The organism is Micromonospora sp. WMMA2032, from assembly GCF_002688545.1.
GTDB classification, from domain to species: domain Bacteria; phylum Actinomycetota; class Actinomycetes; order Mycobacteriales; family Micromonosporaceae; genus Micromonospora; species Micromonospora sediminicola.
In genome coordinates this window covers 2,651,235-2,663,623 of sequence record NZ_CP024052.1, presented here as the reverse complement: position 1 = coordinate 2,663,623, position 12,389 = coordinate 2,651,235, and the positions used below count along the sequence as shown (strand labels likewise).

Annotated in this window: 8 protein-coding genes, 1 pseudogene and 1 riboswitch; of the genes and pseudogenes, 5 read left to right on the top strand and 4 right to left on the bottom strand. The window is 73.2% G+C overall.

Annotated elements, in window-relative coordinates:
* The first annotated feature begins 164 nt into the window (after positions 1–164).
* The 4 genes from thyX to CO540_RS11680 all read left to right on the top strand — a co-directional run bounded on the left by thyX (position 165) and on the right by CO540_RS11680 (position 5,343).
* On the top strand, positions 165–902 hold the full coding sequence (thyX, locus tag CO540_RS11695; protein ID WP_091579874.1) for an FAD-dependent thymidylate synthase: 738 nt from the start codon (positions 165–167) through the stop codon (positions 900–902).
* A 52-nt stretch (positions 903–954) separates the two neighbouring features.
* Entirely contained in the window at positions 955–1,881 is a 927-nt protein-coding gene (gene dapA / locus CO540_RS11690; RefSeq protein ID WP_099162054.1) for a 4-hydroxy-tetrahydrodipicolinate synthase, read from the top strand.
* A gap of 51 nt (positions 1,882–1,932) precedes the next feature.
* On the top strand, positions 1,933–3,621 hold the full coding sequence (locus CO540_RS11685) for a ribonuclease J (protein WP_099162053.1): 1,689 nt from the start codon (positions 1,933–1,935) through the stop codon (positions 3,619–3,621).
* Between the two features lie 174 nt (positions 3,622–3,795).
* Positions 3,796–5,343: a S1 family peptidase gene (locus CO540_RS11680; protein WP_099162052.1), complete on the top strand. Its 1,548-nt coding sequence runs from the start codon at positions 3,796–3,798 to the stop codon at positions 5,341–5,343.
* Between the two features lie 67 nt (positions 5,344–5,410).
* Here the strand turns inward: CO540_RS11680 and CO540_RS11675 are convergent, their stop codons facing one another.
* On the bottom strand, positions 5,411–7,051 hold the full coding sequence (locus tag CO540_RS11675) for a YbjN domain-containing protein (protein WP_172967832.1): 1,641 nt from the start codon (positions 7,049–7,051) through the stop codon (positions 5,411–5,413).
* Positions 6,982–7,461 carry a YbjN domain-containing protein gene (locus tag CO540_RS11670; RefSeq protein ID WP_099162050.1) on the bottom strand — a complete coding sequence of 160 codons (480 nt, stop codon included), beginning with the start codon at positions 7,459–7,461 and terminating at the stop codon, positions 6,982–6,984. Before CO540_RS11670 ends, CO540_RS11675 begins: the two co-directional genes overlap by 70 nt.
* Positions 7,462–7,574: 113 nt before the next feature.
* Between CO540_RS11670 and CO540_RS30895 the strand changes: the two are divergent.
* A pseudogene (locus tag CO540_RS30895) lies at positions 7,575–11,489 on the top strand (DNA translocase FtsK 4TM domain-containing protein); the annotation flags it as partial.
* Between the two features lie 79 nt (positions 11,490–11,568).
* On the opposite strand, the gene CO540_RS11660 reads toward CO540_RS30895, so the two are convergent.
* Both CO540_RS11660 and CO540_RS11655 read right to left on the bottom strand, forming a co-directional pair.
* Positions 11,569–11,811: a hypothetical protein gene (locus CO540_RS11660; RefSeq protein ID WP_099162048.1), complete on the bottom strand. Its 243-nt coding sequence runs from the start codon at positions 11,809–11,811 to the stop codon at positions 11,569–11,571.
* An 85-nt stretch (positions 11,812–11,896) separates the two neighbouring features.
* Positions 11,897–12,211 (bottom strand): multidrug efflux SMR transporter, encoded by a 315-nt coding sequence (locus CO540_RS11655; RefSeq protein ID WP_099162047.1) that lies wholly within the window; start codon positions 12,209–12,211, stop codon positions 11,897–11,899.
* Between the two features lie 58 nt (positions 12,212–12,269).
* Positions 12,270–12,335: riboswitch (guanidine-III (ykkC-III) riboswitch) on the bottom strand.
* Positions 12,336–12,389 lie beyond the last annotated feature (54 nt).

The window sequence follows — 12,389 nt, the reverse complement described above, 5'->3', positions numbered from 1 at the left end:
GCCGGAGCCGGAGATGTCACCGGCGACTCAGCTCGACAGGCGATGCGGGGGGAACACCGCGCCGGGCGAGACCTTGGCCACGGGCCGCCGGCCCGGTGCTGGTCGGCCGCGTGCCCGATTTCCACGACGAGGGCCGGGCAACTACAGTCCTCGGCATGCCGGAGATGGTGCAGCCCCAGGTCAAACTGATCGCGTGGACCCAGTTCCAGGCGCCGGACGACGTGCCGTGGTCGACCGACGCCGACGGCGGTCAGGCCCTCGCCGAGTTCGCCGGCCGGGCCTGCTACCAGAGCTGGAAGAAGCCGAACCCGGCCACCGCGACGAACGCCGGCTACCTGGCGCACATCCTGGACGTCGGCCACCTGAGCGTGCTGGAGCACGGCTCGGTGAGCTTCTACTTCAGCGGCGTCTCCCGCTCGTTCACCCACGAGCTGATCCGGCACCGGCACTTCTCCTACTCGCAGCTCTCCCAGCGCTACGTCCCCGAGCGGGACGCGGCGATGGTCGAGCCGGCGGTGATCGCCGACGACCCCGAGCTGCACAAGAAGTTCGTCGAGGCGTCCGAGGCGGCGGTGCGGGCGTACACCGAGTTGCTGGAGGGGCTGGAGGCCCGCTTCACCGACGAGCCCAACCCGACGCTGCGCCGTAAGCAGGCCCGCCAGGCGGCCCGGGCCGTGCTGCCGAACGCGACCGAGACCCGGATCGTGGTGACCGGCAACTACCGGGCCTGGCGGCACTTCGTCAAGATGCGCGCCACCGAGCACGCCGACGTGGAGATCCGCGAGCTGGCGGTCGAGTGCCTGCGGCAGCTCCAGGGCGTCGCGCCGAACGTCTTCGCCGACTTCGTGATCTCCACGCTGCCGGACGGCACCGAGGTGGCGGCGTCGCCGCACGCCGAGTGAGTCGTCGCCCTTCGCCGCCGGGCCACCGGTGGTCGTCCGCTAGGTTGTGAACATGACGCACGACCACCCTGCCGCCCCGGAGCGGGGCCCGTCGCGCCCGTTCGGGCGAGTGATCACGGCCATGGTGACCCCGTTCACCCCGGACGGGGCGCTCGACCTCGACGGCGCCGCCCGGCTGGCCCGCTACCTCGTCGACGAGCAGGGCAACGACGCGCTGGTGCTCAACGGCACCACGGGCGAGTCCCCGACCACGACCGACGCGGAGAAGGAGACGCTGATCCGCGCGGTCGTCGAGGCGGTCGGCGACCGGGCCCGCATCGTCGCCGGGGTGGGCACCAACGACACCCGGCACACCGTCGAGCTGGCCGCGCAGGCCGAGAAGGCCGGCGCGCACGGTCTGCTCGTGGTCACGCCCTACTACAACAAGCCGCCGCAGGCCGGGCTGCTGCGCCACTTCACCACCGTCGCGGACGCCACCGGGCTGCCGGTCATGCTCTACGACATCCCGCACCGCTCCGGTGTCGCGATCGCCACCGACACGCTGGTGAAGCTGTCCGAGCACGGCCGGATCGTGGCGGTCAAGGACGCCAAGGGCGACCTCACCGCCACCTCCTGGGTGCTGGCCCGCAGCGACCTCGCGTTCTACAGCGGCGAGGACGCGCTGACCCTGCCCGCCCTGGCCGTCGGCGCGGTCGGCGTGGTCGGCACCTCCACCCACTTCACCGGGGTGGGTACGAAGCAGATGATCGAGGCGTTCGAGGCCGGTGACACGGCCGGGGCACTCGCCCTGCACCGGCGGCTCCTGCCGCTCTACACCGGCATCTTCCGCACCCAGGGCACCATCCTGGTCAAGGCCGGACTGGCGGCCCAGGGCCTGCCGTCCGGCCCGGTACGACCGCCGCTGGTCGAGGCCACCGGCGACGAACTGGCCCAGCTGCGCGCCGACTGCGCCGCGGCGGGCCTGCCCCTGCCCGAATGATTCAACGACACGACGGACGCCGCACGGCGGCGTCGCAGAATGAGGTGACGCGTGACCGAGGCGCACATCGAGGGTGAGCTGCCCCCGCCGCTGCCGGAGGGCGGCCTGCGGATCATCCCGCTCGGCGGACTCGGCGCCATCGGCCGGAACATGACCGTCTTCGAGTACGACGGCAAGCTGCTCATCGTCGACTGCGGGGTGCTCTTCCCCGACGTCGAGCAGCCCGGCGTGGACCTGATCCTGCCCGACTTCGGGCCGATCCTGGACCGGCTGGCCGACGTGCAGGCGATCGTGCTCACGCACGGCCACGAGGACCACATCGGCGCGGTGCCGTACCTGCTCGCCCACAAGCCGGACATCCCGCTGGTGGGTTCCCAGTTCACCCTCGCGCTGGTCGAGGCGAAGCTGGCCGAGCGGCGGATCCAGCCGTACACGCTGACCGTGCGGGAGGGCGGCCGGGAACGGCTGGGCCCGTTCGAGTGCGAGTTCTTCGCGGTGAACCACTCGATCCCGGACGCGCTGGCGGTGGCCATCCGCACCCCGGCCGGCCTGGTGCTGCACACCGGCGACTTCAAGATGGACCAGCTCCCGCTGGACGGGCGGATCACCGACCTGGCCGGGTTCGCCCGGCTCGGCGCCGAGGGCGTCGACCTGCTGCTCTCCGACTCGACGAACGCGGAGATCCCCGGGTTCGTCACGCCGGAGCGGGAGATCGGGCCGGTGCTCGACTCGATCTTCGCGAAGGCCAAGGGGCGGATCATCGTCGCCTCGTTCGCCTCGCACGTGCACCGGGTGCAGCAGGTCTTCGACTCGGCCGTCGAGCACGGCCGCAAGGTCGCGCTGATCGGCCGGTCCATGGTCCGCAACATGGGCATCGCCCGCGACCTGGGCCTGCTCAACATCCCACCCGGCCTGGTGGTCGGCATCGAGGAGGCCACCAACCTGCCGCCCGAGCAGATCGTGCTCATGTCCACCGGCTCGCAGGGCGAGCCGATGAGCGCGCTGGGCCGGATGGCCAGCGGCGACCACCGGCACATCACGATCGCGCCCGGCGACACCGTGGTGCTGGCCTCCTCCCTGGTGCCGGGCAACGAGACCTCGGTCTACCGGGTGATCAACCGGCTGGCCCGGGCCGGCGCCGTGGTGGTGCACAAGGACGTGGCCAAGGTGCACGTCTCCGGTCACGCCCCGGCGGGCGAGCTGCTCTACCTGCTCAACGTCGTCCGCCCGAGCAACCTGATGCCGGTGCACGGCGAGTGGCGGCACCTGCGCGCGCACGCCCGGCTCGGCATCGAGTCCGGCGTCGCGCCGGACCGGGTCGTGCTCTGCGAGGACGGCGACGTGGTCGACCTGGTCGAGGGCCGGGCCAGCCTGGTCGGGCGGGTGAAGAGCCGCTACGTCTACGTCGACGGCCTCGCCGTGGGCGACGTCAGCGAGTCGCTGCTGACCGAGCGGCGGATCCTCGGCGACGGCGGCTTCATCGCCACCACCGTGGTGGTCGACTCGGTCACCGGCAAGGTGGTCGCCGGGCCGACCGTCTCGGCGAAGGGCTTCTCCGAGGACCCGGCCGCGTTCAACCCGGTGATCCCGCTGGTCACCGAGGCGCTGAACCGGGCCGCCGCGGACGGCATCACCGACCCGCACCAGCTCCAGCAGATCGTCCGCCGCACGGTGGGCCGCTGGGTCAACGACGCGTACCGGCGCCGCCCGATGATCGTCCCGACCGTCGTCGAGGTCTGACCGACCGCGCCCGAGCGCCGGCCCACCGTCCGCGGTGGGCCGGCGTCGTCGCTTTCCGGGTACGCCCCGACACGCTGCGTCGAAACCGCTTGCCCCTGCTCAACCGATCGGCGTCCGTCTCCGTACTCCCGGTCGGCCGGCGTGCCCCTGCGCCGGTCGGGAGGAGCGTGGCGGATGGACCGCAGACGGATGACAGCCATCGGCGTACTGGTGGCGGCGGCCGGGTTGACGGCGGCGGTGACCCTGCCGTCGTTCGCCGGTGAGGGACCCCGGAGGGCCGCCCCGGCCGCCGACGGCGTGGCCCCGGAGGTCCTGGACGCGCTGGGCCGCGATCTCTCGCTCACCCGCGACCAGGCGGTACGCCGGCTGCGCACCGAACGCTGGGCGGCCGGCACGGTCACCCGGCTGCGCACCGAACTCGGCGCCGACTACGGCGGCAGCTGGCTCAGCGCCGACGGCGCCACGCTCACCGTGGCGGTGGCCGACCCGGCCGCCGAGGCCCGGGTGACCGCGGCCGGCGCGGTGCCGAAGCGGGTCGCGCGTGGCGTCGCCGAGCTGGACGCGGTGAAGACCCGCCTCGACGCGGCCGGCGCGGACGCCGGCCCGGACATCGCCGGCTGGTACGTCGACGTGGCCAGCAACTCCGTCGTGGTGCTCGCCCGACCGGGCGCGGAGGCGGCCGGCCGCCGGCTCGCCGCCGCCGGCGGGGCGGACGGCGCCACGGTCCGGGTGCGGACCGCCGACGAGGCCCCCCGACCGTTGTTCGACGTGCGGGGCGGCGACGCGTTCTTCATCAACAACGCCGGCCGCTGCTCGGTCGGGTTCTCGGTGGTCGGCGGCTTCGTCACCGCCGGGCACTGCGGCCGGCCGGGGGACCGCACCACCGGGTCGAACCGGGTCGCCCAGGGCACGTTCTCCGCGTCCTCGTTCCCGGGTGACGACTGGGCGGTGGTCGAGGTCAACGGCGACTGGACGCCGCAGGGCGTGGTGAACGACTTCAACGGCGGCACGGTGGCGGTGAACGGCTCCACCGAGGCCCCGGTCGGCGCCTCGATCTGCCGGTCCGGCTCCACCACCGGCACCCGCTGCGGCGTGGTCCAGGCCAAGAACGCCACGGTCAACTACCCGGAGGGGACGGTCACCGGGCTGACCCGGACGAACGTCTGCGCCGAACCGGGCGACTCCGGGGGCGCGTGGCTCTCCGGAGACCAGGCGCAGGGTGTCACCTCCGGGGGGTCCGGCGACTGCACCCGGGGCGGGGTCACGTTCTTCCAGCCGGTCAACGAGATCCTCCAGCGCAACAACCTGACCCTGGTCACCGCCGGCGGCCAGCAGGCGCCCGCCGAGCCGCCGGCCGGTGGCGGGCAGACCGCGCCGCCGGTCAGCGCACCGCCCGCGCCGCCGGCCGCCGACACCGAGTGCACCGGCCAGGTGAGCCGGACCGGCCGGATCACCGCCGGGCGCGCCCAGGTGCAGCCGGACGGCCGCTTCTTCCGGGTGGCCGGTGGCGCGCAGGAGGCCTGCGTCGCCGTGCCGGACGGCGCCCGGGTGGTGGTGGAGCTGCAACGCTTCACCGGCGGCGCGTTCCGCACCGTGGCCCGCGCGGACGGCGCGGACGGGATCGCCCGGCTGACCGCCGACACCCCGGCCGGCGCCTACCGCTACCGGGTCGTCGGGTTGTCCGGCTCCGGCGCGTACACCCTGGCGTTCTCCGCCCGCTGACGCCGCCGTCGGCCCCGGGACCGCGACCCCCGATCACCACCGCCCGGTGGTCGGAGGTCGCGCCGTGTCAGGGGCGCAACGCGGCGACCGCGTCGGCGTACGCGGCGCCGGTGCGGATCGTGGCGGCCACCAGCACGGCGAGCTGGGCCGGGGCCACGCCGCAGGACAGGTCGGTGGAGACGCCGGCGGCCAGCACCAGCGTCCCGTCGCCGGGCTCGTGCACGTAGGCGGCGGGCAGCAGCCGGTCGTGGTTCCAGGCGTTGCAGAACGCGTACGCCTCGGCCCGACGGTCGGCCGGCAGCCGGCGGGCCGCCGTCACCCGGGCGTGCAGCACCTCGCCGAGCCGGCGGAACTGGATCGTCGCCTCACCCCAGCGTCCGGCCAGGGCGCCGTCCGGTTCGACCGTGTACGGCTCGCCCCGCGCGTCGAGCGCGCCGGTCAGCAGCGCCGCGTCCAGCGGGGCCGGCTCCTCCGGCCCGGGCGGTGCGGGCTCGGCCGGGTCGGCCTCCGGGTCCTCGTCGAACTCGCTCTCGGCGGGCAGCGGCACCGGCGCGGCGAGTGGTCGCTCGGCCAGCCAGGAGGCGATCCGGCCGGACTGGTGCCCGGTTCCGTTGCGGGCGTCGAAGCTGCCGGCCAACGCGGTGGCCAACGCCTGGAGCTGCCCGCCCAACGTCGCCACGTCGACCTCGGCGGCAGGTCGGGAACCGTGCCCGGGGCGGTGGATCCGCCGCCCGCCGAGGCCGGCCTCGGCGGCCAGCCCGCACAGCAGCGCGCCGGCCGCCGCGAACTCCATCGCGGACAGGTCGTCCGCGGGCCGGTCCAGCCGGGGCAGTTGCTCGGCCAGCACCTCCAGCCCCCGGTGCAGGTGCCCGCCGAGCGCACAGAACCGCAGGTGCGTGGCGAGCAGCGGGAACGCGGCCCGCTCCCGGCGGTGCCGACGGTAGGCGCGCACGTGCGCCCGGCCCGCCCGCACCTGCGCGCCGGTGCGCAGCCACGGCAACAGGCCCGCGACGAGACCCCGTTCGGGCTGGTCGGTGCAGTCCGGAGCGAAGGCCGGACCGAGCGCGGCCAGGGCATCCTCCGGCTCGCCCCAACCGGCCAGCAGCTCGGCCCGCCGGGCCGGGGCGCAGCCGGGGCAGCCACCCACCGGGTCCGCGCCGTCGCCGGCCGACCAGCGTGCGTAGGCGCGCCGGGCGGCCGGCTCGTCGCCGAGGTGGTCGGCCAGCCGGCAGCGCAGTTCGGCGACCGCCTCCGCGTCCTCACCCACCTCGGTGGCGAGCGTGTCCAGCAGGGAGCGGGCCTGGTCCAGGCCGACCCGGGGGGTGCCGAAGAGCGCCTCCACCGCCTGCCGCTGGTGCCGGCGCAGCCGCGTCGTCTCGTCAGGGTGGGCGTCGAGCAGGCCGGGATGCCGGGCCAGCGTGGCCCGCATGCGGCGCACCGGCTCCACCGTCCGCCACCGCTCGCCCAGGTGCAGGTACGCCTCGACCAGCGCGAACCGGGCCGACAGGGCGGTACGCGGGTCGCCGGTGGCGTCGGCCCGGGCGGCGATCCGCTCCAGCTCGGCGCAGCGTTCCTCACCGTCGGGCCGGTCCCGGGCGTCGGCGAGCGCGGCGGCCAGCCCCCGGTCGCGGGCGGTCGTCACCGGACCGACCCGCCGGGCAGCGCGGCGACCGCGTCGGCGAGCTGGCAGCCGGTGGTGACGCCGCATTCGACGAGCCGGTCGAGCTGGTGCGGGGTGACCCCGCGTTCCAGGTCGGTGGTGACCTCGCCGCAGACCTGGGCCGACCCGTCGTCGGCGACGTGCACGTACGCCTTCGGCCACAGCCGGTCGTGGTTCCAGGTGTTGCAGAACGCGTGCAGGTCGGGCACCCGCTCGATGCCGAACCGGTACGTGGCGACGGTGCGGACCTGGAGCAGCTCACCGGCCTCGCCCCGGCGGTGGAACCAGATCAGGGCCCGCTCCCAGCGACCGGCCAGCGCGCCGTCGGGCTCCTCGGCCACCGCGTACCCCCGGTGGGTCAGCACGGCGGCGATCAGCTCGCCGGTCAACGGCCGCAACGCCCGCGGGTGTCCGGCCAGGGGACCGTCCGGACCGTCCTCGATCTCCGGCGACGCCATCGGGCATCCCTTCTGAGGCGAATAACACAAACGACGGTCCGATCCGTGCTGCGACGCGCGGACACGACCCGGAAAAGCGGCGTTCCGCCGGGTACCGCCGTTACCGTGACTCTATGGCGGGCCGTACCTCTCAGGCGAGCCGGCGGCGCGGCGCGTCGCCGCGTGGCACCACGAACAACCGTGCGCGCCAACCGGCGAAGAAGGCGGCGCGCAAGCCGGTGCGCCGGCGCCCGGCGTCCGGGCCGAGCCCGGCCGCGTTCGTCGGCCGCGCCGTCAACGCGATGTGGATGGGGCTGGCGCACACGGTCGGCTGGGGCTTCCGGGCGGCCGGCCGGCAGGCCGCGTCCACCCGGGATCTGGACCCGGAGCACCGCCGCGACGGCGGCGGCCTGCTCCTGTTCGGCCTGGCCATCCTCAGCGCGGTGGGCATCTGGGGCGGTGGCGCCGGGCCGGTCGGCCGGCACCTGGCCGACACCGTGCGTCTCTTCGTCGGGGCCATCTCCATCGTGCTGCCGGTGCTGTTCATGGTCGGCGCGTGGCGGCTGATGCGCACGCCCGCCGACCCCGAGCACCGCGGCCGTGGCCTGGTCGGCTGGGGTTCGATGCTGCTGGCCACCGCCGCGATGCTGCACATCGGCCAGAACCCGGTGGACGAGGTGCAGCGCGACTTCGCCGGCGGCCTGCTCGGCGCCGGCGTGGGTGACCTGCTGAAGTCGGCGGTGACCGCCTGGGTGGCCATGCCGCTGCTGCTCCTGCTGCTGGTGTTCGGCCTGCTGGTGACCACCGCGACCCCGATCAACAAGATCCCGGAGCGGCTCGGGTTGCGCGCCGACCCGGACGCGCCCGTCGTCGAGGAGGAGGCCGAGGTCGAGGCGCCGGCGAAGCCGGCGCGCAGGCGGCCGGCGAAGCGGCTCCCGCCGCCGACGGACCCGCTGGACCCGGACGACGAGCTGGCCGGCGTGGACCTGCAGGACACCATCGTGCTGCCGCGCAAGATGAAGGTGCCGGCGAACCGCAAGCCGGTGGAGCCGCCGGAGCACTCGCCGCTGCCGACCCGCGCCGAGCAGCTCGCGCTCACCGGGCTGGCCGGCGACTACACGCTGCCGCCGGCCAACATGCTCGGCAGCGGCGCCGCGCCGAAGACCCGGAGCAAGGCCAACGACGAGGTGATCGCCGCGCTGACCGGCGTCTTCGAGCAGTTCGACGTGGACGCCGCGGTCACCGGCTTCACCCGGGGCCCGACCGTCACCCGCTACGAGGTGGAGCTGGGCCCGGGCGTCAAGGTCGAGCGGATCACCCAGCTGTCCCGCAACATCGCGTACGCGGTGAAGTCGCCGGACGTGCGGATCCTCAGCCCGATCCCGGGCAAGAGCGCGGTCGGCGTGGAGATCCCGAACACCGACCCGGAGAACGTGTCGCTCGGCGACGTGCTGCGCTCGCGGGCCGCGACCAGCGACCACCACCCGATGGTGGTTGGGCTCGGCAAGGACATCGAGGGCGGATACGTCGTCGCCAACCTGGCGAAGATGCCGCACATCCTGGTGGCGGGCGCAACCGGGGCCGGCAAGGCCCTGGCCCTTGACACTCCGATCGCCACCCCCACGGGCTGGTCGACGATGGCAGACCTGCGCGTGGGCGACCAGGTGTTCGACGACCTGGGCCGACCCTGCAGCGTGGTTGCGGCGACGCCGGTCATGCACGGGCGGCCGTGCTACGAGGTGGAGTTCTCCGACGGAACCGTCATAGTGGCGGACGCGGAGCACCAGTGGCGCACGACGACGAGGGCTGGCCGTACCCAGCGCAAGCATCGGTGGAAGGACGGCAGCTACTGGGCGGAGGACGACCGCAAACTGGTGGCACGCCGGGTTGATGAGGTGCTGAGCGAGCCGGACCGGCCGGCGTCCAGCGGCGAGGTGGTCTCGGACCTCGGCGACCAGTTCCGGAACGTCCTCTACCAGGTGCTGCGCCCGATACCGACCGAGGCGCAACTGGCGCGACGCCCTTATGAGCGCGGTGGTCGTCTCCTCACTCGTTGGGTCGATACCTACTCCCGCCATGAGGTGTACGAGGCGCTCTCTCGGCAGGTTCTCGCGCCCGGTCGTACCGCCAGGCGTCATATCCACGACGTGGCACCGGTAACGACGCGCCAGATTGCGGAGAGTCTGCGCGTCGGGCCTCGCAGTGAGTGGGTGAACCATGCCGTTGACGTTGCCCGGCCATTGGTCTGTCCTGAAAAGGAACTACCCATCGCGCCGTACACGCTGGGCTGCTGGTTGGGGGACGGGACCACCGGATCCGCCAGCATCACGAGTGCGGACGAAGAGATCCTCGACGGGATCAGGCTGGAGGGCTACGAGGTCCTCAAGCAAGCTGCCAGCGAGCTTCACTACACCATCTCCAACCGGCAGGAACGTAAGCGTCGGATCATGGAGGCACTGCGTCTGGTCGAGCGGGGTGTGAGCGGACCACAGGCTGCTCGCCAGGCCGGGGTCTCGAACACCGCCGTCTACCTTGCCCGCAAGGCGGGGTTGTCCGGCGACGAGACTCCACCCGGCCCAGAGCGCGCCGCGCCGACCAAGCCGTACCGCACGTTGCGAGCCTTGTTCCGGGAGATCGGCGAGAAGCACATTCCCCTCGCGTATCAGCGTGCATCCGAGAGTCAGAGGCGGGCGCTGCTGGCTGGACTCCTGGACACCGACGGCACGGTGTCGAAGCGCGGAGGGGTGGAACTCGCTCTGACATCCGAACGGCTTGCACATGACGCGCTCGAGCTGATTCTGGGACTGGGCTACCAGGCGACCATGACGACCAGGCCCGTGAACGGCCGGACCCCGGCGACATCGACCTGTTACCGGATTCGCTTCACACCGCGGGACAAGGTTTTCCGGCTTACCCGTAAGGCCAGCCGGCAGGTGACCCAGAACCGTCCCAGCACGACGAGGCGATACATCGTCGACGTACGGCCGGTGCCCTCGGTCGCGGTGCGCTGTATCGAGGTGGACAGCCCCAGCCACCTGTTCCTGGCCGGTAGGACTCTGGTTCCGACCCACAACTCCAGCCTGCTCAACTCACTCCTGGTGTCCATCCTCACCCGGGCGACTCCCGACGAGGTGCGCCTTCTGCTGGTGGATCCGAAGCGAGTGGAACTGACCAGCTACGAGGGCGTCCCGCACCTGGTCACGCCGATCGTGACCAACCCGAAGAAGGCGGCCGACTCGCTGGAGTGGGTCGTGCGCGAGATGGACATGCGCTACGACGACCTCGCCGCCAACGGGGTCCGGCACATCGACGACTTCAACCGCAAGGTGCGCAACGGCGAGATCAAGGCGCCGCCGGGCAGCGAGCGGGAGATGCGGCCGTACCCGTACCTGCTGGTCATCGTGGACGAGTTGGCCGACCTGATGATGGTCGCGCCCCGCGACGTGGAGGACTCGGTCGTCCGGATCACCCAGCTGGCCCGGGCCGCCGGCATCCACCTGGTGCTGGCCACCCAGCGGCCCTCGGTGGACGTGGTCACCGGTCTGATCAAGGCGAACGTGCCGTCCCGGCTCGCGTTCGCCACGTCCTCGCTGGCCGACTCCCGGGTCATCCTCGACCAGCCGGGCGCGGAGAAGCTGCTCGGCCGGGGTGACGGCCTGTTCCTGCCGATGGGCGCGTCGAAGCCGGTGCGGATCCAGGGCGCCTGGGTGACCGAGCGCGAGATCGCCGACGTGGTCAAGTTCTGCAAGGACCAGCGGGAGCCGGAGTTCCGCCCGGACGTGCTGGCCCCGGCGCAGGACAGCAAGAAGAAGATCGACGAGGACATCGGCGACGACCTCGACCTGCTGGTGCAGGCGGTCGAGCTGGTGGTCACCTCGCAGTTCGGCTCGACCTCGATGCTCCAGCGCAAGCTGCGGGTCGGCTTCGCCAAGGCGGGCCGGCTGATGGACCTGATGGAGACCCGGGGCGTGGTCGGCCCGTCCGAGGGCTCCAAGGCCCGTGACGTGCTGGTCAAGCCGGACGAGCTGGAGGAGGTCCTGGTCGGCCTGCGCGGCGGCGAGGAGTAACGAGCAGGAACGACGACGGCGGCCCCCACCGTCGGTGGGAGCCGCCGTCGGCAGTGGCGCGTCAGCTGAGGAGCGCCGCGTTGATCGCGATGCCGATCACCGCGCCGACCACGCTCGCCGCAGCGGCGTACCAGCCCAGCGGCTTGTCGCCCAGAACGGCCCCGACGACGCCGAGGATCACACCGAGAAGGCCGAAGACGAGCGGCGACAGGAAGATCGCGAGCGCCGCGAAGACGAACGCGATGATGGTGCAGATCCGGGCGGCGTTGCTGCGCGGGCGGGCGGTGGCGTGGATGTCGGCCATGGTGTCCTCCGTGGGTGATCTTTGCCGGTGAGCTGGGGATCACCTACCCCGCCGCCACCGCCGTCCAAACCGGATCACCCATCGATCAGTGGAAGAGCTTCAGTCCGACCACGCCGGCCACCACGAGCAGCAGGCAGGCGATCCGGGGCAGGTTGGCCGGCTCGCCGAGCGCGAGCATGCCGACGAGCGCGGTGCCCACCGCGCCGATGCCGACCCACACCGCGTAGCCGGTGCCGACCGGGATGTCGCGCAGCGCGTACGCCAGGCCGGCCATGCTGCCGACCAGCGTGACGGCGAAGACGGCGGAGGGGAGTGGGCGGGTGAAGCCGGCGCTGCGGTCCAGCGCGATCGCCCACGCGGTCTCCAGCAGTCCGGAGAGCACCAACACGATCCAGGCCATGACGATTCACCTCTGACGGGCGGGCCCGGCGCGGTCGGCCGGGCGGCGGTCGGTTTCACGCGGGGCGTCTTGGCCTGACCGGGTACGCCCACCACTCGTCCGGGACGGCCCACGGGCCGTCGTGGCCGACGCTAGCACCGGCCGGGCGGAACCGGAGGCGGGGTGAGAAAGCCCACCA